At 69.7% G+C, this 23,080-nt stretch carries 18 protein-coding genes; 11 read left to right on the forward strand and 7 right to left on the reverse strand.

Translation table 11 applies throughout. The features are described 5' to 3' along the window. Window positions 1-64: 64 nt before the first annotated feature. The 3 genes from AB0J09_RS06500 (at window position 65) to AB0J09_RS06510 (ending at window position 3,249) form a co-directional block, all read left to right on the forward strand. Window positions 65-835, forward strand: coding sequence for a DeoR/GlpR family DNA-binding transcription regulator (locus tag AB0J09_RS06500; protein ID WP_360686123.1), 771 nt, complete (start codon window positions 65-67; stop codon window positions 833-835). 198 nt (window positions 836-1,033) lie between these two features. Then, entirely contained in the window at window positions 1,034-2,773 is a 1,740-nt protein-coding gene (locus tag AB0J09_RS06505) for a glycerol-3-phosphate dehydrogenase/oxidase (RefSeq protein ID WP_360686126.1), read from the forward strand. Continuing rightward, window positions 2,770-3,249 carry a DinB family protein gene (locus AB0J09_RS06510; RefSeq protein ID WP_360686129.1) on the forward strand — a complete coding sequence of 160 codons (480 nt, stop codon included), beginning with the start codon at window positions 2,770-2,772 and terminating at the stop codon, window positions 3,247-3,249. Before AB0J09_RS06505 ends, AB0J09_RS06510 begins: the two co-directional genes overlap by 4 nt. Before the next feature lie 62 nt (window positions 3,250-3,311). Here AB0J09_RS06510 and AB0J09_RS06515 read toward each other — a convergent pair whose 3' ends face one another. The 3 genes from AB0J09_RS06515 to AB0J09_RS06525 all read right to left on the reverse strand — a co-directional run bounded on the left by AB0J09_RS06515 (window position 3,312) and on the right by AB0J09_RS06525 (window position 8,989). Further along, window positions 3,312-4,565, reverse strand: a complete 1,254-nt coding sequence (locus tag AB0J09_RS06515; RefSeq protein WP_360686132.1) for a S8 family serine peptidase — start codon at window positions 4,563-4,565, stop codon at window positions 3,312-3,314. A 159-nt stretch (window positions 4,566-4,724) separates the two neighbouring features. Then, window positions 4,725-6,752: a beta-propeller domain-containing protein gene (locus AB0J09_RS06520; RefSeq protein ID WP_360686135.1), complete on the reverse strand. Its 2,028-nt coding sequence runs from the start codon at window positions 6,750-6,752 to the stop codon at window positions 4,725-4,727. Window positions 6,753-6,784: 32 nt separating this feature from the next. Then, window positions 6,785-8,989: a protein kinase gene (locus AB0J09_RS06525; RefSeq protein ID WP_360686138.1), complete on the reverse strand. Its 2,205-nt coding sequence runs from the start codon at window positions 8,987-8,989 to the stop codon at window positions 6,785-6,787. A gap of 73 nt (window positions 8,990-9,062) precedes the next feature. Here AB0J09_RS06525 and AB0J09_RS06530 point away from each other — a divergent pair, with 73 nt between their 5' ends. The 4 genes from AB0J09_RS06530 to AB0J09_RS06545 all read left to right on the forward strand — a co-directional run bounded on the left by AB0J09_RS06530 (window position 9,063) and on the right by AB0J09_RS06545 (window position 13,071). Next, window positions 9,063-10,568 carry a succinic semialdehyde dehydrogenase gene (locus AB0J09_RS06530; RefSeq protein WP_360686141.1) on the forward strand — a complete coding sequence of 502 codons (1,506 nt, stop codon included), beginning with the start codon at window positions 9,063-9,065 and terminating at the stop codon, window positions 10,566-10,568. 16 nt (window positions 10,569-10,584) lie between these two features. Next, window positions 10,585-11,169, forward strand: a complete 585-nt coding sequence (locus AB0J09_RS06535; RefSeq protein WP_360686143.1) for a TetR/AcrR family transcriptional regulator — start codon at window positions 10,585-10,587, stop codon at window positions 11,167-11,169. A gap of 20 nt (window positions 11,170-11,189) precedes the next feature. Next, window positions 11,190-11,933: an MBL fold metallo-hydrolase gene (locus tag AB0J09_RS06540; RefSeq protein WP_360686146.1), complete on the forward strand. Its 744-nt coding sequence runs from the start codon at window positions 11,190-11,192 to the stop codon at window positions 11,931-11,933. A gap of 160 nt (window positions 11,934-12,093) precedes the next feature. Then, complete coding sequence (locus AB0J09_RS06545; RefSeq protein WP_360686149.1) at window positions 12,094-13,071, forward strand: pyridoxal-phosphate dependent enzyme; 978 nt, start codon at window positions 12,094-12,096, stop codon at window positions 13,069-13,071. Between the two features lie 6 nt (window positions 13,072-13,077). Here AB0J09_RS06545 and AB0J09_RS06550 read toward each other — a convergent pair whose 3' ends face one another. Further along, a complete protein-coding gene (locus AB0J09_RS06550) occupies window positions 13,078-13,821 on the reverse strand; it encodes an N-acetyltransferase (protein WP_360686152.1) in 744 nt (247 codons plus the stop codon). 79 nt (window positions 13,822-13,900) lie between these two features. Here AB0J09_RS06550 and AB0J09_RS06555 point away from each other — a divergent pair, with 79 nt between their 5' ends. After that, complete coding sequence (locus AB0J09_RS06555; protein WP_360686155.1) at window positions 13,901-15,394, forward strand: DUF885 family protein; 1,494 nt, start codon at window positions 13,901-13,903, stop codon at window positions 15,392-15,394. A gap of 243 nt (window positions 15,395-15,637) precedes the next feature. Continuing rightward, window positions 15,638-16,459 (forward strand): SDR family NAD(P)-dependent oxidoreductase, encoded by an 822-nt coding sequence (locus AB0J09_RS06560; protein WP_360686157.1) that lies wholly within the window; start codon window positions 15,638-15,640, stop codon window positions 16,457-16,459. Here the strand turns inward: AB0J09_RS06560 and AB0J09_RS06565 are convergent. Beyond that, window positions 16,450-17,400 (reverse strand): hypothetical protein, encoded by a 951-nt coding sequence (locus AB0J09_RS06565; RefSeq protein ID WP_360686160.1) that lies wholly within the window; start codon window positions 17,398-17,400, stop codon window positions 16,450-16,452. The two genes, AB0J09_RS06560 and AB0J09_RS06565, sit on opposite strands and share 10 nt — an antisense overlap. A 41-nt stretch (window positions 17,401-17,441) precedes the next feature. On the opposite strand from AB0J09_RS06565, the gene guaA reads away from it, so the two are divergent. Next, on the forward strand, window positions 17,442-19,046 hold the full coding sequence (gene guaA / locus AB0J09_RS06570; protein ID WP_360686163.1) for a glutamine-hydrolyzing GMP synthase: 1,605 nt from the start codon (window positions 17,442-17,444) through the stop codon (window positions 19,044-19,046). A 162-nt stretch (window positions 19,047-19,208) separates the two neighbouring features. On the opposite strand, the gene hemC is transcribed toward guaA, so the two are convergent. Beyond that, window positions 19,209-20,207 carry a hydroxymethylbilane synthase gene (hemC, locus tag AB0J09_RS06575; protein ID WP_360686166.1) on the reverse strand — a complete coding sequence of 333 codons (999 nt, stop codon included), beginning with the start codon at window positions 20,205-20,207 and terminating at the stop codon, window positions 19,209-19,211. 722 nt (window positions 20,208-20,929) lie between these two features. Here hemC and AB0J09_RS06580 point away from each other — a divergent pair. Then, window positions 20,930-21,832, forward strand: a complete 903-nt coding sequence (locus AB0J09_RS06580) for a hypothetical protein (RefSeq protein WP_360686169.1) — start codon at window positions 20,930-20,932, stop codon at window positions 21,830-21,832. Window positions 21,833-22,100: 268 nt separating this feature from the next. Here AB0J09_RS06580 and AB0J09_RS06585 read toward each other — a convergent pair whose 3' ends face one another. Then, window positions 22,101-22,751 (reverse strand): protein-L-isoaspartate(D-aspartate) O-methyltransferase, encoded by a 651-nt coding sequence (locus AB0J09_RS06585; RefSeq protein WP_360686172.1) that lies wholly within the window; start codon window positions 22,749-22,751, stop codon window positions 22,101-22,103. Between the last annotated feature and the right edge of the window lie 329 nt (window positions 22,752-23,080).

The raw sequence follows: 23,080 nt of genomic DNA on the forward strand, positions 1-23,080 counted from the left end.
GATGGCTCTGGCCTGGGCCGCTGTGCCAGGCTTGCCCTTGTCCCCATTGCCCCTAGGAGGCCTCGTGTCCCGCTACGACCGCTGGAACGCCATCCTCGAGCTGCTGGCCCAGGAGGGCAGGCTGTCGGTGGAGGAGGCCGCCCAGGCGCTCGACGTCTCCACCGCGACGATCAGGCGGGATTTCGACCAGCTCGCGCAGCAGCAGATGCTCATGCGCACGCGGGGCGGGGCGGTCGCGCAGAGCGTGAGCTACGACCTGCCGCTGCGGTACAAGACGGCCAGGCATGCCGACGAGAAGCACCGCATCGCCAACGCGGCGGCCCAGCTGGTGACGCCCGGGGCCGTGGTGGGGCTCAACGGCGGCACCACCACGTCGGAGCTGGCGCGCACGCTGGCGACGATGTCGACGCTGGAGAGCGGGTTCACGATCGTCACGAACGCGCTGAACATCGCGGCCGAGCTGACCGTCCGGCAGCACGTCAAGATCGTGGTGACGGGTGGGGTGGCCAGGCAGCAGTCGTACGAGCTCATCGGGCCCCTGGCGACCGGGGTGCTGGAGCAGGTGACGCTGGATGTGGCGTTCCTGGGCGTGGACGCGCTGGACGTCGAGGTGGGCGCTTCGGCGCATCACGAGGGAGAGGCCAGCGTCAACAACCTGCTGATCAGCCGGGCGGCGCAGGTCGTCGTGGTGGCGGACTCCTCCAAGATCGGCAAGCGGGCGTTTTCGCGGATCTGCCCCGTTGGTCAGATCGACACGCTGGTCACCGACGCTCAGCTCTCCGATGCGCTGGCTGGGGAGCTCACGGACGCCGGGGTGAAGGTCGTCCGCGCCTGACCCGCCGTCGTCTCTTTCGAGGGCGTTGCGGGTCGGGTGAGCGCCGCGCACGGCCGCCCCGAACGGGCCTCCACCGAAGGACGCAGAGGAGGAGGGGTGCCGGGGCGGGCCTGCACCGGGCTGGGCGGTGGCGTTACAGGGGAAGGGCCCCGAGGGTAGGTATGGAGCGCAGGCGACGAAGCCGTACCAGGGGGAAATATGACACCGGCAAGGTGCGTGGCTCGGCTCGGGCCAGCGGAGCGGACCGAGGCGTTGGAGCGCATGGCCGCCCAGGACTTCGACCTGGTCGTGGTGGGCGGCGGTGTCGTGGGTGCGGGGATCGCGCTCGACGCCGCGACCCGTGGGCTCGACGTGGCCCTGGTCGAGGCCAGGGACTTCGCCTCCGGTACGTCCTCTCGCTCGTCCAAGCTCATCCACGGCGGCCTGCGCTACCTGGAGCAGCTCAACTTCGAGCTGGTGCGCGAGGCCCTGCAGGAGCGCGCGCTGCTGCTGCAGCGGATCGCGCCGCACCTGGTCAGGCCGGTGCCGTTCCTCTTCCCACTGACCCACTTCGTGTGGGAGCGGCCGTACGTCGGCGCGGGCGTGGCGCTCTACGACACGCTCGGCATCGCGACCGGCATCACCCGCGGCGTGCCGGGCCACCGGCACCTGTCCAGGTCGCGGGCGTTGCGGCTGGCCCCGGCGTTGAAGAAGACCGCCTTCACGGGCGCCGTACAGTACTGGGACGCGCAGGTGGACGACGCGCGTTACGTGACGACCCTGCTGCGCACCGCCGCCACGTACGGCGCCCGCATCGCGCCGCGGGCGCAGGTGGTGGGGTTCCTGAGGGAAGGCGAGCGGGTCACCGGCGTACGCGTGCGCGACCTGGAGCTCGGGGACGGACTGGAGATACGCGCCCAGCAGGTGGTGAACGCCACCGGCGTCTGGACCGACGACATCCAGCAGCTCGTCGGCGGTCGCGGCCAGATCCACGTACGCGCCTCCAAAGGCATCCACCTCGTGGTGCCCAGGGATCGGATCCACTCGCTGACCGGGATCATCCTGCGTACGGAGAAGTCGGTGCTCTTCGTGATCCCCTGGGGGCGCCACTGGATCATCGGCACCACCGACACCGAGTGGACGCTGGACAAGGTTCACCCGGCCGCCTCCCGCGCGGACATCGACTACCTGCTCGACCACGTGAACGCCGTCCTGTCCACCCCCTTGACCCGCGACGACGTCGAAGGCGTCTACGCGGGGCTGCGGCCGCTGCTGTACGGCGAGTCCGACGACACGTCCAAGCTGTCCAGGGAGCACGTCGTGGCCCACCCGGTGCCGGGCCTGGTGATGATCGCCGGGGGCAAGTACACGACGTACCGGGTCATGGCCAAGGACGCGGTGGACGCGGTGGTGCACGGGCTGGACCTGCGGGTGCCGAGCTCGTGCACCGACCGCATCCCGCTCGCCGGCGCCGAGGGCTACCAGGCGCTGTGGAACTCCAGGCACCGCCTGGCCCAGACCTCGGGGCTGCACGTGGCCAGGATCGAGCACCTTCTGCAGCGCTACGGCTCGCTGATCGACGAGGTGCTGGAACTGGTCGAGCAAGACCCGTCGCTGGGCAGGCCGCTCTCGGGGGCCGACGACTACCTGCGCGCCGAGATCGTCTACGCCGCCACCCACGAGGGGGCCAGGCATCTCAACGACGTGCTGACCCGGCGCACGCGCATCTCCATCGAGACCTTCCACCGCGGATTGGCCGTGGCTCAGGAGGCGGCCGAACTGCTGGCGGGGCCGCTCGACTGGGACGGCGAGCAGGTGAAGCGGGAGGTGGAATACTACGCCAAGCGCGTCGAGGCCGAGCGCCGCTCGCAGGAGCAGGACTCCGACCAGGAGGCCGACGCGATCAGGCTCGGCGCGCCGGAGATTGTTCCCGTCGTCCTACCGGAGCATTCCCCATGAGTGAGCCTTCTAAGAAGTTGTCGGACCCTCGCCAGTTGCTGGAGGGCTATCTCGACTATTACCGGGAGGAGATCCTGCGCAAGCTGGACGGGTTTCCCGAGCCCGGGTTGAGCCGGGTGCCGTCCGGATGGACGCCGGTGGCGATGTTGAAGCACCTGGCGAATGTGGAGCGGCGCTGGTTCCAGTGGGACTTCGCGGGCGAGCAGGTGGCGAATCCGAATGGAGACCGCGACGAGGAGGGCGCGCTCGTCGCGACCGAGTCGCCGGCGGAGGTCAAGGAGGTTTACCTGGTGCAGTGCGAGCGGTCCAGGCAGATCGTGGCGGGGGCGAGCCTGTCCGACGTGGCCTCGCGGATCGGCAGGTTCCAGCCGCCCGAGGAGCCGCCGACGCTGGGGTGGATCATGTTCCACGTCCTGGAGGAGTACATGCGGCACGCCGGGCACCTCGACATCGCCCGCGAGCTGGCCGAGGCCTGAAGAGAAGGGGGGCGGCACGCGGCGCTGCGGGATCCGCGTACCGCCCTTTCCAGGATGGTCTTCTAGTACTGCGTGGAGTCGTGCACGTCGAGCAGCGGCTCCTTGACGCCGTCGCCGGAGTCGTCGGTCCAGTTGGAGTTGCCTGTGGAGATCAGCTTGCTCCGTACGGCCAGCGCGCCCGCCCTGTTCGTCGGCTTGCGCGTGCCCGAGGTGAGGATGCCGGCCGCGCCCGCCACGTGGGGGCTGGCCATCGAGGTGCCGCTGATCGTGTTGTAGCCGCCGTTCATCCACGTCGAGTAGATGCAGGTGCCGGGTGCGGTGATCTCGACGGTGGAGCCGTAGTTGGAGTAGAACGCCGAGGTGTCGTCCTGGTCGGTCTCGCTGCGGCACGAGAGCGTGCTGCCTCCCGCGCCGCCGGCGAGGCCGTCGTTGTCGGTCAGCGCCGAGACGGTGACCACGTCCGGGTGGTTGGCGGGGAAGAACGAGGACGTGTTCGCGTGGCTGTTGCCCGCGGCCACGACGACCACGATGCCGGCGTTGACGGCGTTCGTGATCGCGCTGCTGATGGCGCTGCTCGAGCAGCCGCTGCAGCCCAGGCTGAGGTTGATGACCTCGATGGTGGACGCGCGCGCCACGACCCAGTCGATGCCGGCGGCGATGGCGGACAGGGTGCCGGAGCCTGCCGCGTTGAGCACCTTCACGCCGTGGATGCGGGCGCCGGGTGCGACGCCGACCGAGCCGACGGTGTTGTCCTTGGCGCCGATGATGCCCGCGACGTGTGAGCCGTGGCCGTTGTCGTCGGTGCCTGAGTTGTTCAGGCAGAGGCCGGTCACGCAGTTGGCGCGGGCGACCACGTTCAGGTCGGGGTGGGTGTAGTCCACGCCGGTGTCGACGACCGCGACGTCCACGTCGATGCGTACGTCATCGACGCCGTCGATGTCCAGGTTCGGGTTGCTGGGGCCGAAGATGCGCCTGACACCCGTGGGCGTGGTCTGTGCGAATGTCGTCACCACGGCGTCGGGCTCGACGCTGAGCACGTTGGGGTTCTGCTTGAGCCGCTCGGCGGCGGTCGCGCTCAAGCGGGCGGTGTAGCCCTTGAACGCGTGCTCGTAGACGCCGACGAGCTCGCCGCCGTACTGGGACACCTGGTCCTGGGCGGCGGAGCGGGGTGCCGCCCGCATCGTGGGCTTGAGCTGGACGATGTACGTCTCCTGCGCGGCCTGAGCCTCTTGCGCCGCCGCGAAGACGGGCAGCGGCGTCATGGTTAACGCCAGCGCGCTGACGAGCAATGCGAGCAGGGGGGTGCGTGGTCGCATGGCAGCGTGAGCCCTTCCTGATGAAGGGAGTGGAGGGGCCTGTGAGATGACAAGCCCGACCAATCCGACATTACATGGTTAGTAAAGTTTTCATCACCTGTGAAGAGCTGTCCATGGAGAAAGGTGCCAATTTCGTACGAAATCAGCACCTTTTCTTGCTTAACGCAGCGAGATCCAGGCCTGTTGTGCCAGCGTGGCGGCGTCGTTGACCTGGACGCCGTCGTACGAGAGCGTCCAGAGCGAGTCGCCGATGACCATCGCGCGCTCGATCCCGGCCTGGTTCACCGAATGCTTGATCATGCCGAGCTTCGACACGCCGGAGTCGTCGATCTTCAGCACCATGGCACCCGACTCGGTCTGCTGGAACAGCGGAATCACCGCCAGGCCGGTCTTGGGCCAGTACAGGAACGCGTGCGGGTCCCACTCGGCCGTCGAGCCCGAGTCCTTCTGGAACAGCTGCGACAGCCTGCGCGGGTTGGCCGGGTCGCTCACGTCGAACAGCGAGATCTGCGTGCCCAGCGTCCGGCCCTTCTCGCTGGCCTCCTGGCCGATGCCGATCAGCCGGCCCTCGGCGCCGGGGTGCAGGTACGCGGAGTAGCCGGTGATCTTCAGCTCGCCCGTCACCTTGGGCGCCGCCGGGTCACGCAGGTCCAGCGTGTAGAGCGGGTCCACCTGCTTGAACGTGACGCAGTAGCCCACCGGGCCGATGAACCTGACGGAGTAGATGCGCTCGCCCTCGCCGAGACCGCCGACCTCGCCTGTCTTGGCCATGGTGTCGGACTTGAGCACGTACACGGCGCTGGAGCTGCTCTGGCCGTCCTGAGAGGTGAGCGTGGTCGCGACGCGGAGGTGGCCGTCGTACTCCGACAGCGAGTACTGGTTCAGCAGCCGCCCGGGGACCTTGCCCGACGCCACGTAGGAGGGCGCGCCGGGCGAGGAGATGTCGAACCGGTGGACCTCCGTCTCCTCCGGCGGGACCGTCGGTGTGGGCTCGGGAAGAGCGGACACCGTGGGCTCAGAAGAGGCGGACGTGGGTGCCGGGGCATCCGTGCGCGGGGAATCCGTGGGCGCGGGGTCCGTGCTGGGCCTGGGCTCCGTGGGCGTGGGCTCTTCGGCCGGGGCGACGCCCGCCGAGGTCTGCGTGGTCGCCGGGGTGTCCTCCACCGGCCGGAGCACCGGCATCCACCAGCGCGGGTTGCTGGCCACGTAGAGGCTGCCGCCGGTGCCGTACACGGTGTCGCCGTCAGCCGCGAGGCCGATCGGGTCGGTGCCGGCCGCGGTGACGCCCTGCGCGAGGTCGATGGTGTGCACGGTGAGCAGCGACGTGCCGGTGTAGTCGGCGGGGTGGCTGATCCGCTCGCACTTCACGGAGTCCTTCTTGACGGTCCCTGACGCGTCCGTGATCTCGATCTTGGGGAGCCAGGCGTCGGCCGGGGCCTTGCGGACCGCCTCCTGGTTGCGCTTGACGCGCTCGGCCTCCGAGGCGTCCTCCTTGATCTCGGGGAACGCGATGTCCGGCTGACTGCGGGTGACCAGCCTGACCGTGGAGCCGACCATCCTGGCGTCCACGTACGATCCCTGCGGCTTGATCGTGCTCAGCACCTTGGGCTGCCCCGAGAGGTCGACCAGCACGTATTTCGTCTCGCCTGGCCGGACGAAGTCCCTCGCCTTGTACATGATGTCGCCGCCGCGCATCAGCACCAGCGCGCGGTCGCCGGAGACCAGCAGGTCGGCGGGCGGGCCGGGCTGGTCGCCCTCCGTCAGCTTGAGCGCTCCGGTGACCTTCCGGGTAGCCGTGTCGATGATCCGCAGGATGCCGTTCGAGACGGTGATGACCCGGTTGCCGTCGGTCTTGACCACGTCGGGCTCGTCCACGCCGGCTTCGTGCACGTTCGTCGTGGAGTGCTCGGGGGCGTCCGTCTTCGCGTTGGGGATGGCCGAGCGGGCGTCCTCCGCCAGGGCCGCGAAGGGCAGGATGTTGCCGAAGCCGTACGCGGAGACATTCTGGGCGGCGTGCTCGCGCAGCCCGGACAGCAGGTCGTCGCAACTGGAGTAGGCCACAAGGCGGATCGCGCCGAGCGGGCTCGTCTTCAGCCTCGGAGGCGGTCCTCCGGCCGTTGAGGTGCAGGCGACCGTTACCGTCGCGAGCGCCGCGGCGGTCGCGGCCGTACGGATCAGCGTCTTCATGCCCTCATTGACGGCTGTCCCGGCCGGATGGTTCAGGAGCCCTTGTTGGGGTTGACAGTGAAGACCGGGCTGAAGTCGACCTCGTCGGGCACCTCCACCAGCTTGCGCACCAGCTTTCCGTTGAAGTCGACGACCTGGATCTCGTCGTTGGCGCTGTTGTCCTGCTCCCAGCAGTAGAGGTGGGTCTCGTCGTAGAAGCCGAGGACCTTGTCGCAGTCGGAGGAGAACTTGCGCATGCGATCGCCCGAGGTGGAGTCCCAGATGCAGTGGTCACCGTCGCCGCCGTTGGGGCAGTTGGTGACGAACCTCTTGCCCGAGGGCGAGAAGATGTCCTGCGTGCCGGCGGACAGCGTGCCGATGCTCGTCGCGGAGCGCGTGGCCTTGCCTTCGGCGTTGAAGAAGCGCAGGCTGCGGTTCTTCTCGTCGCCGTAGACGTTCACCGTGCCCTCGTCGTCGCCGTCGAAGCCGAAGGCCGTCTGGCGCACTGAGGTGTCGGAGACGCTGACCGTGGTGGCTTGTTTCTTGGCCACGTCGACCAGCACGAACCCGAGGTAGAGCCAGTCCTTGCCGCTCTTCTTCTCGGTGTTGAGCAGGATCTTGGAGCCGTCCTTCGACCAGGCCCTGATGCTGCTGATCAGCGGGTCCTTGACGGTCTTGATCGTCGTATGCTCGCCGGACTGCCTGTCGGTGATGACGAGGAAGTCGAAGTCGTCCGAGCTGTAGCTCCTGCCCCTGGTGGCGAGGTAGCGGCCGTCAGGGGAGACCATGGACTCCCAGTTGGCGGCGTACTTCGTGTACGTGCCGTGCAGCGAGGTTCTGGCGTAGTCGATCCAGTCGTCCTTCTTCTTGTCGTAGACCTCGTACGACGTCAGGACGACCGCGTCGTGCGGGTTCTCGAAGAGGAACATGTCGTCCGCGCCGGGGATCGACAACCTGTCGCCCGTCGTCGGCACGGGCGACTGGCTGGGGGGCCGGCTGGTGGTCGTCTTGGACCTGGCCGGGCCGGGCGTCGGGGTTTCGGCGGGGCCGGCCAGTGAGCGCTTGTCGACCTGGATGATCACGACCACGCCGGCCAGGATCAGCAGCGCGACCGCCACCGTGATGCCGGCGATGAGCGGGGCCCTGCTCTTCCTCTGCGGCGGGCGCGACTGGTCCACCCAGCTCGGATGGGTGGGCTGCTGCCCGTAAGGGCCCGGAGGAGGCCACGACTGCTGGGGAGACGGGGCGACGGAGCCCGTGTGCGGGACCGGGCCCGAGTACGGGGCAGGGCCGGACGGCGGGCCCTGCGGGGCCGACCCTGACGGCGGACCCGTGTACGGCCCCGACGGCGATGCGAAGGGGGAGGCGGGCGCAGGCGTGGGGGCGGCCTCGGCGGCGGCCTGCGCGAGGATGCCCGGGTCCGGCGCGGACGCCGGTGCGGAGCCGGGCGCGGGGTGCCGCAGCAGCCGCATGATGACCTGCTCGGCCGTCGGCCGCTGCGCCGGGTCCTTGGCCAGGCACGCGGCCGCCACGTCACGCAGCTGACCGTCCAGCACGCCCAGGTCGGGATGGTGGTTGAGGACGCGGTTGATCACCGCGGGCATCGTGTCGCTGCCGAACGGCGCCTGACCGGAGGCGGCGAAGATCATCGTGCTGGCCCACGCGAACATGTCGGAGGCCGGCCCGACCGTATGACCCATGATCTGCTCGGGCGACATGTACGCCGGCGTGCCCACGACCATGCTGCTGATCGTCGCGGTGGCGTTCAGAGCCCGCGCGATGCCGAAGTCGATCACCCTGGGCCCGTCGGCGCCGATGATCACGTTGGCCGGCTTGAAGTCGCGGTGCACGATCCCGGCCTGGTGGATCGCGGCCAGCGCGGTGGCGGTGCCGATGGCCAGCCGGTGCAGGACCGAACCCGTGCGTGGCCCCTCCTCCTGCACGACCCGGTGCAACGAGGGGCCCTCGATGAACTCGCTGACGATGTACGGCCGATCCTGCTCGACCCCGGTGCCGAGGACCGCCGCGGTGCAGAACGGCGCCACCTGCTGGGCCACCTGGACCTCGCGCAGGAACCTCTCGACGCTCACCTGGTCGCCCGACAGGTCGGGCCGCAGCCACTTGACGGCCACGCGCGAGTCATTGTGGCCTTTGGCGAGGTAGACGACGCCTTGACCGCCCTCGCCAAGCCGGCCGAGGAGATCCAGGCCCCCTAACCGCTGTGGATCTCCGGGGCGTAGCGGAGCGAAGGATGCCATGAAGGGATTCTGGCCCTATGCCGCGCATCCGCAAAAACTACCCGCCGGTAGCCAGGCGGAATATCCTTCTGGCATGCACGTGACGTCCAGCGGTAGGACACGGCACATCATCGCCCCATTTACCGGCGAAGCCCTCGTCGAGCTGCCCGTATCGGACGTCGACGACGTCCGCAGGGCGTACGAGAAGGCCCGGGCGGCCCAGGCCGAGTGGGCGCGCAGGCCCGCGGCGGAGCGGGCTAAGCCGTTCCTGCTGCTGCACGACGCGATTCTCGACCGTAGGGACGAGATCCTCGACATCGTCCAGAACGAGACCGGCAAGGCCCGCAAGCACGCCTTCGAGGAGGTGCTCGACGTCGCGGGCTGCAGCCTCTACTACGCCCGCCGGGCGCCCGGCCTGCTCGCCCCGCGCGCCCGCAAGGGCATCTTCCCCGTCGCCACCCGGGTGGCGGAGCTGCGCCGGCCCAAGGGCGTGGTCGCGCTGATCTCCCCGTGGAACTACCCGCTCGCGCTCGGCGTCACCGACGCGGTGCCCGCGCTGCTGGCCGGCAACGCGATCGTGCACAAGCCGGACACGCAGACCGCCCTGTCCACACTGTGGACCATCGACCTGCTGGCCGAGCTGGGCATGCCACGCGAGATCTGGCAGGTGGTGCTCGGCGAGCCGGCCGAGATCGGCGACGCGCTGCTCGACCACGCCGACTATGTGGGGTTCACGGGCTCCACGCGCGGCGGCAGGAAGATCGCCGAGGAGGCGGCCAAGCGGCTCATCGGCTGCTCGCTGGAGCTCGGCGGCAAGAACCCGATGGTAGTGCTCGGCGACGCGGACCTGGACATGGCCGTGCATGGGGCCATCCGGGCCTGCTTCGCGAACGCCGGGCAACTCTGCCTGTCCATCGAGCGCCTGTACGTGCACGCGTCCGTCTTCGACGCGTTCGCCGAGCGCTTCGTCGCCCAGGTCAGGGGCCTCAAACTCGGCGCGGGGCATGACTGGTCGGTGCAGATGGGCTCGCTCACCTCGCAGCGCCAGCTCGACACGGTCAGCGCCCACGTCGACGACGCCCTGGCCAAGGGCGCGACCCTGCTGACCGGCGGCAAGGCCAGGCCCGACCTGGGCCCGCTGTTCTACGAGCCGACCGTGCTCACCGGCGTCGGCGAGGACATGGAGCTGTGCCGCAACGAGACGTTCGGGCCGGTGGTCGCGCTCTACCCGTTCTCGTCCGACGACGAGGTGGTCGAGCTGGCCAACGACACCATCTACGGCCTGAACGCCTCCATCTGGACCTCCAGCCTCCCGCGCGGCCGCGCGCTCGCCGCCCGCGTCAAGGCCGGCACGGTCAACATCAACGAGGGGTACGCCTCCGCCTACGCCTCCTACGACGCACCCATGGGCGGCATGAAGGCGTCCGGCCTGGGCCGCCGGCACGGCGCGGAGGGCCTGCTGCGTTACACCGAGTCCAAGACCGTGGCCTCGCAGGCGGGCTGGCTGGGCTTCGAGCCGCCCTTCGGGCTGCCGTACGAGAAGTGGGCCGCCACCTTGGCCACCACGCTCAAAGCGATGCGGCGGCTCCGCCTGAAGTGACGTCTACGCTGTAAACATGAACGATCAGGGCACGGCCGGGCGCATCGTGGCCGTCGCGCAGCGGATCCTCCTGGAGGAGGGCGCCGGCGCGGTCAGCATGCGGCGTGTGGGCGACGCCGTGGGCATCACGGCCATGGCCATCTACCGGCACTACCCGAACAGGGACGCCCTGCTGCGCGCCGTCGCCGACCGCAGCGCCGGAGAGCTGGCCGCGATGTGGACGCGGCGCTCTCCCTCGGGGGACTGGGATGAGCGGATCTCGGCCGCCCTCGACGACTTCCTCGACTTCGCGCTCGGAAGCCCGCACCTGTACGAGTTCCTGATCCTGGAGGCCTGGGCGGGAGCGCGGCGCTTCCCCGAGGACTTCCGCGACGGTCAGGGCCCGCCCTTCAGCGTCGTCACGGGGCTCGTCGAGGAGGGCATGCGTACGGGATGGCTGCGCGAGGACGACCCGCTGGAGACCGCGATGACGGTCACGTCGAGCGCGCAGGGGCTGGTCCAGCAGTACCTGAGCGGGCGCATCGGGATGGAGGAGGCCGACTTCCGCGCGCTTTGCCACCGGTCGACGTGGCGGGTCATCCGCGGGCTCGTGGCGAAATGACCGGTCATACCGTGGTGTCCATGGATATTCGTTATGTCGGAGGGCCGACGGCGGTCCTGGAGATCGGCGGGGTGCGTCTGCTGACCGACCCCACGTTCGACGCGCCCGGCGACTACCCGATCGGGAACAGGGCGCTCACCAAGACCTCGGGGCCTGCCGTCGAGGTCTCCTCGCTCGGGCCGGTGGACGCCGTGCTGCTCTCGCACGACCAGCACCCGGACAACCTCGACAAGGCCGGACGGGACTACCTGGCGTCCGTGCCGCTGATCCTTTCCACGGGGTCGGCGGCCTCGCGGCTGGGCGGCTCGGTGCGTGCGCTGCCCAACTGGACGTCTGTCACGGTGGGCGACGGGCTCGAGGTGACCGGGGTCCCGGCGCAGCACGGGCCGGACGGGACCGAGCACCTGGTGGGCGAGGTCACCGGGTTCGTGCTCAGCGGCGAGGGGCTGCCGACCGTCTACGTGAGCGGGGACAACGCCTCGCTCGACGTCGTGCGGGAGGTCGCCGGGCGGGTCGGCTCGGTGGATGTGGCGCTGCTGTTCGCGGGCGGGGCCCGCACGCCGCTGGTGGACGGCTACCTGACGCTGACCAGCGACGACGCGGTCGCGGCAGCCGAGATCCTGGGCGCCCGGTACGTGGTGCCGCTGCACTTCGAGCACTGGGCGCACTTCACGCAGGGGCGGGAGACGGTGGAGAAGGCGTTCGCCGGGTTCGGCGACCGGCTGCGCCTGCTTGCTCCCGGTGAGCGCACACAGCTCCCCTGACCCGCAGCCCGCGCCCGCCGCGCCTGCTCGATCGGAAGGTTCGGGGTGGTAGACGGAGGGCGGCGGGTCGCCGGTGTTGGGCTGGTCTCAACCATTGGCGGTGGCTCGGCTCGTGGCGAACGGGGCAGCCCTTCCGGCCCACGCCTGGCAGGGTGAAGGGGTGAGCTGGAACGCGCGAGCGCTCGACGTGCTGGCGGCGGGGGAGCCCACCCCGCTGATCGACTTCCCGGTGCAGGCACCCGGGATCAGGCTGCTGCTGAAGGACGAGTCCGCGCAGCCCACCGGGAGCCTGCGGCACCGGCATGCCAGGGCGCTGTTCCGCCGGGCGATCCTCGACGGGCTGGTCACCGAGGGCACGACCGTGGTGGAGGCGACGGGCGGCAACGCGGCCGTGGCGCAGGCCTGGTTCGCCCGGCGGCTCGGGCTGCCGTACATCGTGGTCATGCCGGGCGAGTGGAGCGAGGCGCGCGCCCGGGCGGTGGAGGCGCTGGGCGGGGAGTGCAGGTTCGTGACGCCGCCGCTGGCGATCTACGACAGGGCACGCGAGATCCCGGGCCATTTCCTCGACCAGTTCGGGCGCGCGGCCGAGCACGACCTGGGGGAGGAGCTGTTCGCCCAGGTGCGGCCCGACTGGGTGGTGACGGGGGCGGGCACGGGCGCCACGTCCGCCACGCTCGGCCGCTGGATCCGCGCCCACGATGTGCCAGGCCGGGTCGCGGTGGCGGATCCCGATAATTCGGCATATTTCCCGGGATGGACCCTCGACGTGCCCGACTACGCGACCGGGATGCCGTCGCGGATCGAAGGCATCGGGCGGCCCCGCATGGAGCCCGGGTTCCGGCCTGACCTCGTCGACCTGGTCATCCCTGTGCCCGACGCGGCGAGCGTGTCGGCGGCCAGGCACATCAGGGAGGTCACGGGGCTGCCGGTGGGCGGTTCGTCGGGCACGGCGCTCTGGGCGGCGCTGGAGCTGGTCGAGCGCATGCGGGCCAGGGGCGAGACCGGCACGGTGGTGTCGCTGCTCGGAGACGCCGCCGACCGCCATCTGGCGACATATCACGATGAGGCGTGGGCCGCCGGAAAAGGGCTGGACGCCCGGCAGTACACGGACGAGCTGCGGAGCCGTACCGGCGTCTGACATCACTCAGCTCAGGGGATGGGTGACCCAGACGTTCGGCTCCACGTACACCGCGTGGTCGTGCTCCACGTCGCAGTGCACCGGGGTGAGCGCGCCCGGCACCTCCAGCGGGCCCGAGCGGTCGAACGGCAGGCCCGTCCACGCACGCCACTCCGCCAGCGTGCCCGCCACCACCATCGACCGGGGCGCCACCTTGACGATCTTCCCGCCCGCCCGCACGTGCACCCGCAACCAGGCGTCATGGGGCAGGCCGTCGGCGCGGGTCCTGAAGGCGTACTCGGACATGGGGGTGTGCGGTTCGAGGTGCTTCCTGTTGGGCCTGACGGGCGCCACCAGCTCGGAGTAGCCGAGGCGGGCGGCGTGGTCGCGCATGGCCGCCAGCATCACCGAGGAGAGGCCCGTCCCCTGCAGGTCGCGGCGGACGCTGATCTCCAGAGCGGAGATGCCGTCGGGCCGCTTGCCGCGTTCGCGGGCCAGCCAGCCGGACCTGATCACACCGTCCCACCCGTCGTCGGGCAGCTCGGAGCCCTCCAGGAGGAACGGGGTCATGCTGCCGCGCGCCACCAGCCGCCCGGGGTCCGCCTCGTCCTCGGCCACCAGCACGTGCTCGGCATGGGTCGTGGTGGCGAAGGGGTAGAACAGGTCCGCGATCGGATCCTGCAGCACGAACTCCTGCCACGTATGGTCCATCTCGAACAACGACGGCGCGAACTCCGGACGCTCCGCGAGCGTCGTGATCTTGATAGCCATGTGGATCATTCTCACATTACGGCCGACCGGTATGCGCGCGAATAATCCGGGGTGGAAAGCGTGCGCTACCGTCGGCCGCATGACAGAACTTGACGCCAGGCTGCGAGCCATCACCGACCTGATCGTGGCCGAGGCGCGCGAGGGCGGCGGCAGGCACGAGTACGACGGCCGGATCCAGGACCTCTCACCCGAGGGCGTGCGATCCGGGCTGGCGCGGCTCGGCGAGGGGCCCGCGCCCGCGGACGCGCATGACGCCGAGCACCTACAGGTGTTCGAGGAGAGCCTGCGTACCCAGTTCGGCGAGTTGGAGCTGCATCGCAAGAACCCGCTGATCCACCTCTCGAACCTCGACCTCGCCTGCTACGACCGCGACTACGCCCCCGAGGAGGAGCGCGCCGCGGCCAAGGCGGCCCACCTCGCGCTCTGGCCCGAGGCTGTGGACCAGGCGATCGCCTCGCTCGACCAGGTCCCGGCACCCGTCGCGACGTCCCTGCTCGCGGCGGTCAAGGGGCTGGCCGCCGGGGTCACGGACGAGGCCGCGCTCGAGGCCCACGGACGGCTCGTGGCCCACGTCGAGCGGGCCGCGGCCGAGGGCGACCCCGACGCCGCGCTCGGCGGTGAGGCGCTGGCCAGGCTCATGGGCACGGCCGAGGGCCTGCCGGTCGATCTGGGCAGGCTGGCCGAGCGGGCGGACGCCGAGCGGGACCGGCTGATGGCGCTGCTCGCCGAGTCCTGCGCCAAGCTGGGGGAGAAGGGCAGGGCGCCGCTGGACGTCGTACGTGAGCTGGTCAAGGACCACCCCGACGCGGACGGCGTGATCGAGGCGGCGCGGATCGGCACGGAGAAGGCCATCGCGTTCACCCGCGAGAAGGACCTTGTGCCCTACCACGACGGCGAATGCCAGGTGGGGCTGGCGCCCGAGTCGCGGCGCTGGGCGATGGCCATGATGGCGTGGAACTCGCCCGGCGAGCCCGAGGGCCCGTCCTGGTACTACATCACGCCGCCGGAGCCGTCGTGGCCGGAGCGGGACCAGGAGGAGTGGCTGGAGGTCTTCAGCCGTACGACGCTGCCGGCGATCAACGTGCACGAGGTCGCGCCCGGGCACTTCTCGCACGCCCGCGCGCTGCGGCGGGCGAAGTCGGACGTGCGCAGGCTGCTGCAGTCGATGGCGTTCATCGAGGGATGGGCCCATTACGCCGAGGAGCTGTGCGTGGAGGAGGGCTTCGAGGCGGACGACCCGCGGTTCGAGATCGGGGTGTGGGTGGAGGCGCTGATCCGCGTCACCCGGCTCGCCTGCGCGATCGGCGTGCACACCGGGCAGATGACGGTCGAGGAGGGGGCCAGGCGTTTCGAGTCCGACACGCATCTGGCGGGGCCCGCGGCGCTGTCGGAGGCCAGGCGGGCGTCGTTCGACCCGACGTACGGGCGTTACACCTGGGGCAAGCTGCTCATCCTCGACCTGCGGGAGCGGGCGCGCAAGGAGTGGGGCGCGGGCTTCACCCTGCAGCGCTTCCACAAGGCCCTGCTCGACCTCGGTTCCCCGCCCCTCGGCCTGATCGACCGCATCCTCTAGAACCGCCGGGAGCGGGGGAGGGCGCGTCGGCCAGTGGGGGCGCCGCCTCCCTCCCCTCCCCGAAGTGCGGAGGGAGTGCTGCTCAGTGGGGGTGCCCGCCTCCCTCCCTCCCCAAAAGAGACCTCAGCCCAAGTGCGGAGGGGGTGTTGATCCCACACGGTGGGGGACGCATTCTCCAGAGCGTGCTCTAGGGCGGCGACGACACCTCCGGTAGCGTCGGGCGCGAGCGAGGAGGTTGGGCCTGTGCGGGAGCTCTCCGGAAAGATCGCCGTGGTGACCGGCGCGGCCAGCGGAATCGGGCGGGCGCTGGCGCTCAGGTTCGCGGCCGAGGGCATGACGCTGATGCTCGCCGACGTCGATCCCGGCGGCCTCGCGGAGACGGCCGCCCAGGCGGGCGACGGCAAGGTGCTCACGCAGGTCACCGACGTCTCCGACGCGGCGGCCGTACAACACCTGGCCAACCGCTGCTTCGGCGAGTTCGGCGCCGTGCACGTGCTCTGCAACAACGCCGGCGTCTTCCAGGGCGGCCACATGTGGACCCGGGGCGAGGAGGACTTCGCCTGGCTGCTCGGCGTGAACCTGTGGGGCGTGCTGCACGCCATCCGAGAGTTCGTGCCGCGCATGATCGAGCAGGACACCGAGGGGCACATCGTCAACACGGTGTCCGTGGCCGGGCTGTTCGCCACGCCCGGGGCCGGCGGGTACGCGGTCACCAAGCACGCCGCCCTGGCAGCGTCCCAGGCCCTCGCCGAAGACCTGGCCGCCACGGGCTCCAAGCTCCGCGTGACCGCGCTCTGCCCCGGCGCGGTCAGGACGCGCATCGCCGACTCCGCCCGCCTGCGCCCTCGCACCCTGGTCAACACCCCCACCCAGGACGAGGTGGCGGTTCAGGAGTCCGTCAGCAGGGCGGCGGAGCGTGGCATCGAGCCGTCCCAGGTGGCCGACCTGGTCATGGAGGCCATCCGGGAGGAGCGGTTCCTGGTGCTGACCGATCCCAGGTACGCCGACTGGCTGCGGCAGCAGACCGAGACCCTGCTCACCGGCAACCTGCCGCCCTACCAGTGACGTTCGTGGCCGAGCATCCGCACCACCCTGCCGCTGCGCGGCTTGACCAGCACCCGGACGAAGTCGCCCGGCAGCACGTCATGGTAGACACCCTCTTTGACCAGATATGACGTGGCCTTTTCCGAGCTGCCGTCATGGAGGGCGACGTAGTAGGCGCGCCTGCTGCTCATCGAGTCGGGGTCCATGTCGGTGACGGCCCAGCGCTTGACGATGTAACCGGAGACCTCCTGCCGTTTGGGGACGGGAGCGGAGGAACCGGGCGGCTCGATCTCGACGCCGCGCCAGCCGCTGCCGGTGTAGATCCACTGCTGCCGCGGGTCCAGCGGCGCGCGATCGGACCCGGCGATCTCCCGCCCGGCCTCGGTCGGCAGGAAACCCCTTCCGGCCATGAGCAGGCTTCCCCCGGCCACGAAGGACACCATTGTCGCGATCATCCCCGGCCACGAGAGCCCGGCCGCCGAAATGGTGGCGTACCAGGGGATCACGAGCCCCATGGCCAGCAGCAGCGGCACGATCATGGTCTGCCAGCGCCTCCGCGCCAGCCCGAGCTCGATGGCTGTCTGCCGGACGAGCGGGACGAGGTCGCTGTCCAGATCGGAACCTTCGGGCATGAGCGCTATCACCGGCGCATACGGCTTACTTCCCAGCCGGGCGGCCACCCGTTCCAGGACCCATCGCTCATATGGCCGGAGCGGCGCCTGCCCCGGGGGCGCCGATGAGAGGCGGTCGCCCTCGATCGTCACCCACCCGCGGCCCGCCAGGTCGAACAGCGCCGCTTGGAACACGTCCTGAGACCGCATCCCGCGTAAAAGCTCGACCACGGGCGCGGGCGCCTCGTACCGGGGCGCCTCCTGGGGCCGTTCGCGGCTGGACACCTTGAAGGCGGCGGCCAGCGCGGTCACCCACAGGGCCCACGCGGTCACCGGCCAGGCAAGATCCATCGTTCTGTGTTAGCACGAGTGTCGTTGGCAGGCCAGGTGTAATGCACAGGGCCGATAGACTGTGGTTACCGCATTTCGCCTTTGGGGGGTTTCTCACGGTGTCTGAATTCGACACAGTGCTGGTGGTCGACTTCGGCGCACAATACGCGCAGCTGATCGCCAGACGCGTACGCGAGTGCCACGTCTACTCCGAGATCGTGCCCTCGACGATGCCTGTCGAGGAGATGTTGGCGAAGAAGCCCAAGGCGATCATCCTGTCCGGCGGCCCCTCCTCGGTCTACGCCGAAGGTGCGCCGCCGGTGCCTCACGGGCTGTTCGACACGGGCGTGCCCACGTTCGGCATCTGCTACGGCTTCCAGGCCATGGCGCAGGCGCTGGGCGGCGAGGTGGCCCGCACGGGCGTCGCCGAATACGGTGGCACCGCGCTGGAGGTGCTCAGCGAGGGCATCATCTTCGCCGGCCTGCCGGCCGCACAGACGGTCTGGATGTCACACGGCGACAGCGTCGCGGCCGCCCCCGCGGGCTTCACGGTGACCGCCTCGACGCGCGAGACGCCGGTCGCCGCCTTCGAGCATCCTGGGCGCGGCCTCTACGGCGTGCAGTTCCACCCCGAGGTGCTCCACTCCGAGCACGGCCACACGGTGCTCAAGCACTTCCTCGACGCGGCCGGCTGCCGCCCGTCGTGGACCATGCTCAACATCGTCGAAGACTCCATCGAGGCCGTGCGCCGCCAGGTCGGCGACGGCCGCGCGATCTGCGCGCTGTCGGGCGGCGTCGACTCCGCGGTGGCGGGCGCGATCGTTCAGCGGGCCATCGGCGACCGGCTGACCTGCGTCTTCGTCGACCACGGCCTGCTGCGCAAGGGCGAGGCCGAGCAGGTCGAGCGCGACTTCGTGGCCGCCACGGGCGTGAAGCTCCGCGTGGTCGACGCCGCCGACCGCTTCCTCAAGGCCCTTGAGGGCGTCACCGACCCGGAGGAGAAGCGGAAGATCATCGGCCGCGAGTTCATCCGCGTCTTCGAGGACGAGCAGCGCGCCATCATGGCCGACGGGCCGGTCGAGTTCCTGGTCCAGGGCACGCTCTACCCCGACGTGGTGGAGTCGGGCGGCGGCACCGGCACCGCCAACATCAAGTCGCACCACAACGTCGGCGGCCTCCCCGACGACCTGCAGTTCAAGCTGGTGGAGCCGTTGCGGGCGCTGTTCAAGGACGAGGTCCGCCGGGCGGGCGAGGAGCTCGGGCTGCCGGCCGCCATGGTCTGGCGCCAGCCGTTCCCCGGCCCCGGCCTCGGCATCCGCATCATCGGCGAGGTCACGCGCGAGCGCCTCGACCTGCTGCGCGAGGCCGACGCGATCGCCCGCGAGGAGCTGTCCCGGGCCGGGCTGGACCGGCAGATCTGGCAGTGCCCGGTGGTGCTGCTGGCGGACGTGCGCTCGGTGGGCGTGCAGGGGGACGGGCGCACGTACGGGCACCCGGTGGTGCTGCGTCCGGTGACGTCGGAGGACGCGATGACGGCGGACTGGGCGCGCGTGCCCTACGACGTGCTGTCGCGCATCTCGACCCGGATCACCAACGAGGTCCGCGAGGTCAACCGCGTGGTGGTCGACGTGACCAGCAAGCCCCCCGGCACCATCGAGTGGGAGTGACTCCCTTTCCTGGGCACACGGGTTAAGCCGCGCAGCCCTTCGGCATCCGCACGAGCAGTCGTTCCCCGGCGCCGTCCGCGCCGCGTGTATGACGCGCGGAATCCGGTCGTTGTGCGACGCCCGCCTGATGGCTCACGTGGCCCTCTGTGCCGGCGTGGTCCGTCATTTGCGGGTAGCGGTGATCAGGTGCCGTGCTCCCTGATGCAGCAGGTCGGATGCCACACGCGAACCCAGTGTTGCCGGGTCGCCAGGGTCGCCCCACAGGTGCGAGCGGACGAACTTGGAGCCGTCGTGGTTGAACACCATCCCATGCAGCGACATCTGACCGTCCGCCGTGGTCGAGGCATGGCCTGCGATCGGGCTGTTGCAGTGCCCGCGCAACATGTGCAGCATCGTCCGCTCGGCCAAGATGTGGCCTGCCGTCGCCGGGTCGTTCAGCTCATCCAGCAACCGCATGATCGGGCTGTCTGCGGTGCGCGCTTGGATGCCGATCACTCCTGCGCCCACGGCGGGAACCATGCTGACGATCCCGCCATCTGTCGGGTGGAACTCCACCGGCAAGACCTCGTAATGGCGATCCAGCGCATCGATGCGGCCCAGCCCGGCCCGCGCGAGAATCAGCGCCGTGTACGTGGGATCTTCGTCCAGCTTGGCCAGGCGACTGTTGACGTTGCCCCGGATGCGTTCGGTACGCAGGTCGGGCCGGTACATGTGGAGTTGAGCGCGCCGCCGTACGCTGCTCGTGCCGATCATCGATCCCGCCGGGATGTCAGCCAGGGGTGTGCCGTCGCGCGTGACCACGACATCGTGTACGTCCTCGCGTTCCAGGTAGGCACCGAACGCGGTCCCTTCCGGGAGCGGCACATCGCCAGGTACGTCCTTCATGCAGTGCACCGTGATGTCCACCTGTGCCGACATCAGGGCCCGGTCGATCTCCTTGGTGAAGAGCCCTTTCCCGCCGAGTTCGGCCAGATCCCCCGGCCATAGATCCGCCTTCGTCGTCATCGGCACAAGTTCAACGTCCAGATCTGGCACGCGCTTGCGGATCCGGTCGCGTACGTCGTTGGCCTGATGGAGGGCCATCGGTGAACTCCGCGTGCCGACCCGCAGGGGCCGGTCAGCGAAGGCATCGTTCAGCAGGTCTATCAAGGCATCGCTCATGCTGCTCTCCCCGGTCGCGGTTGATGGTGAGCATACGGTTACTGACACTCAGGGTGATGGGCACCATCGAGTAGCGGAGCCCTTGGCCAACCCCGGCACGGGAGACGACTGGTGATCGGCCAAGGGCTCCATATCCCCGAGCGCCCAGTGCCTTGTCGCCCGCCACCGGGGCCGCTTGTTGTCAGGGACAGGCCGTGTCCGTCGTAGAGCCGGAGCCACCGACCCCCTCCAAGATCAGGATCGGCCGGCGCTAGTCTGGCGTGTCTTTGGACCGCGTTTCACGCGGATGAGCGCGTCGATCAGCGAAACGAGGCTCGACTGTGGGAAACGGCCATGCGCACACTCCCGCCTGGCTTTCGAGGGGAAGACCTGACGGATTGGCTGGGAACTGTAGCAGCCAATGAATCCGTAATGCCGTCATTACCGGGCTTACTCCGGGACGGGTCCCGAAACGGTGGGAGTAAATTATGATCGTTCCTTTTGGGGAGGGGGCATGCGAGGGGGCCCGCGCCGTGTGACGTGGGCCGGAAGGTCATGGAGTTCGTTGAAAGTTAATTGAAGCGTTGCCTTAGGGGAGGCTTCATCCCCTACTCTTGGCGGGATCGCCACTTGTCCGATTATGCGGCTTTTAGGCGTATTTGGCATACACACAGGAATTCCGATTTATCATGACTTATCAGTCTTATCCGTTAGATCGTCCGACTCCTCCTGACTCGGCCTTGGTGGAGAGGGAGGACACTGCCCCGGCCAAAGAGGCGGAAGGAGAAGAGGAAGCGGACAAGGGCGGCATCCTTGACGTCCTCGAGAAGATCGGCTCGGTGGTGGTTCCGGCCGGCGTCACGCTGTACGCGGTGCTGTACATGGGCTTCCAGGAGATGTACGCCGTCTTCGGCATCACGCCCGAGCAGGCCGGGCTCGACCAGTCCGTGCTGCTCGGACGGCTCCTGGGCACCCTGCTTCCGCTGCTACTGCTCCTCGCCGCGGGCATTGGCTTCCTCGTCGGACTCGGCTGGTTGCTCAACCTGATCACTCGGGGCCGGGCAGGGCGCCTCTTCAAGGCCCTCAGGGAACGCCCATGGATCGTCGCGGTGATCGCCGGAGTGTGGGCCGGCCTGTCCTACCTGGGCTTCTTCTCGTACGTGTCAGTCGGGGAGTCAGAGTCACTGGACAGCGGGGACGTCATCTTCGCGGTCGCGCTGGGCGTTCTGGCCTACGTGGTGCCCTTCCGTCTGCTGCGCCGTAAGTCGATGGGCCGCGCCGGCATGAAGGTGATGATCGGCGCCTTCACGGGTGTCGGGCTTGGATACCTGCTCATCATCCAGATGGTCTTCGGCGCGGTGGAAGTGCAGGAGACCGGCCAGTCCAACACCCTCCTCGACACTCTTGGTTTCCAGGACCAGTGGGCCAGGCTCCAGGACAGTAGCGGCAAGACGCTCTACGACGGGCGCTGGATGATGCTGCTGGGCGAGTTCGAGGGCGGCTACGCGTTCTACGACTGCGACAAGATGCAGACCTTCCGGAAGTTTTCGGAGAGCACGATCCTGGTCGACATCCAGCTCCAGCCCGATCGGGAGAAGGGATTCACCTGCGGCACTCTCGCCGAGGGCGCCAAGAAGGGTCAGTGATCGGGCGTCGTCCATGTGCCGGCTCGTTCATGGCGCAGACCATCTTGTGCGGGTCCGTTCGCGGCGCAAAAACTCCATCCTGTACGGCGGAGCACGGTGGGCGCCTACCGCCGCACGTGGCCGGGGCCTTCAGGGTGACGCTCGCTGACCCGCACGTGGCCGGCCGCCGCAACGGCGCCTCCTTGACCATCTAAGGGGGTAGGGCGCAGGGGGCGTCCGAGAGGGCCGGGCGCAGGGACCTCCTGAGGGAATCCGGGCGCGCGGGCGCCTAGCGTTCCGGCGGCTCCGTGCCCGGGCCGTCCGCGTGCTCGCCGATCAGGGGGACGAAACGGGCAGGGGTCAGCAGGCGCTCCTGGACCAGGCGGCCGTACCGCTTGGCGAAGAGCGTGACGATCTCGTTCAGGTCCTCCTGGATCGGCATGACCAGGCGCCCGCCCTCGGCCAGTTGTCCGGCGAGCGGGGCGGGCACCGTCTGGGCTGTGGCGGACACGACGATGGCGTCGAAGGGCGCGTGTTCCGGGAGGCCGGCGGTGCCGTCGCCGACCACCACCTCCGCGTTGGCCACCCCTGCTGCGGCGAGGTTGGCCAGCGCGTGCTCGGCCAGGTCGGCGTGGCGCTCCATCGAATACACCTGGCGGGCCAGGCGCGCCAGCAGGGCGGTCTGGTAGCCGTACCCGGTGCCGATCTCCAGGACCGTCTCCGTGCCCGACAGCCGCAGGGCGTCGATCATCTGCGCGATCAGGGACGGCTGCGAGGTGGGCTGGCCGTGGCCGATCGGGATCGGTTCGTCGTGCGGGGCCCGTGAGGCATAGCGTGGCGGTACGAACCGGTCACGTGGCGTGGCGGCGATGGCGGCCAGCAGCCGCGGATCTTCCACCCCGGCCCACTGGGCGGCCTCCACCAGCGTGTCGTACTCCATCGGCGGTCACCGGTCGCGGGTTCCCGCCGGCGCGCTTCTCCGAGCCATGCCCACCTGCTTCCCCGCAGGCCAGGTTCGATACCGCCTTCGACGACGTCGCCTATCCACGCGCGACACCACACCGCGGAGGGTGTGGTGTCCGGTCGCCGGGCGTTTCGGCGTCAGCAGTTCTCTCCGCTGTTGATGCAGCGGACGACGGTGCTCATGAGCTCCTCGTTCTCGCCCGCTTGCGGCTGCCAGCGGGGACCTGACGGATGTCGACGAAATCGCCGGCCGAGCAATCCCGCGTGGATCCCAGCCAGAAGGGGGCGGCCGGGCCACTCCTGACC

The sequence above is a fragment of the Nonomuraea sp. NPDC049784 genome (genome assembly GCF_040659615.1).
Taxonomy (GTDB): Bacteria; Actinomycetota; Actinomycetes; order Streptosporangiales; family Streptosporangiaceae; genus Nonomuraea.

Bases quoted from the DNA above. Each gene is read 5' to 3' on its own strand.
- AB0J09_RS06505 (WP_360686126.1), top strand. From the start codon at position 1,034: ATGACACCGGCAAGGTGCGTGGCTCGGCTCGGGCCAGCGGAGCGGACC.
- AB0J09_RS06510 (WP_360686129.1), top strand. From the start codon at position 2,770: ATGAGTGAGCCTTCTAAGAAGTTGTCGGACCCTCGCCAGTTGCTGGAG.
- AB0J09_RS06515 (WP_360686132.1), bottom strand. From the start codon at position 4,565: ATGCGACCACGCACCCCCCTGCTCGCATTGCTCGTCAGCGCGCTGGCG.
- AB0J09_RS06520 (WP_360686135.1), bottom strand. From the start codon at position 6,752: ATGAAGACGCTGATCCGTACGGCCGCGACCGCCGCGGCGCTCGCGACG.
- AB0J09_RS06525 (WP_360686138.1), bottom strand. From the start codon at position 8,989: ATGGCATCCTTCGCTCCGCTACGCCCCGGAGATCCACAGCGGTTAGGG.
- AB0J09_RS06530 (WP_360686141.1), top strand. From the start codon at position 9,063: ATGCACGTGACGTCCAGCGGTAGGACACGGCACATCATCGCCCCATTT.
- AB0J09_RS06535 (WP_360686143.1), top strand. From the start codon at position 10,585: ATGAACGATCAGGGCACGGCCGGGCGCATCGTGGCCGTCGCGCAGCGG.
- AB0J09_RS06540 (WP_360686146.1), top strand. From the start codon at position 11,190: ATGGATATTCGTTATGTCGGAGGGCCGACGGCGGTCCTGGAGATCGGC.
- AB0J09_RS06550 (WP_360686152.1), bottom strand. From the start codon at position 13,821: ATGGCTATCAAGATCACGACGCTCGCGGAGCGTCCGGAGTTCGCGCCG.
- AB0J09_RS06555 (WP_360686155.1), top strand. From the start codon at position 13,901: ATGACAGAACTTGACGCCAGGCTGCGAGCCATCACCGACCTGATCGTG.
- AB0J09_RS06565 (WP_360686160.1), bottom strand. From the start codon at position 17,400: ATGGATCTTGCCTGGCCGGTGACCGCGTGGGCCCTGTGGGTGACCGCG.
- guaA (WP_360686163.1), top strand. From the start codon at position 17,442: ATGCACAGGGCCGATAGACTGTGGTTACCGCATTTCGCCTTTGGGGGG.
- hemC (WP_360686166.1), bottom strand. From the start codon at position 20,207: ATGAGCGATGCCTTGATAGACCTGCTGAACGATGCCTTCGCTGACCGG.
- AB0J09_RS06585 (WP_360686172.1), bottom strand. From the start codon at position 22,751: ATGGAGTACGACACGCTGGTGGAGGCCGCCCAGTGGGCCGGGGTGGAA.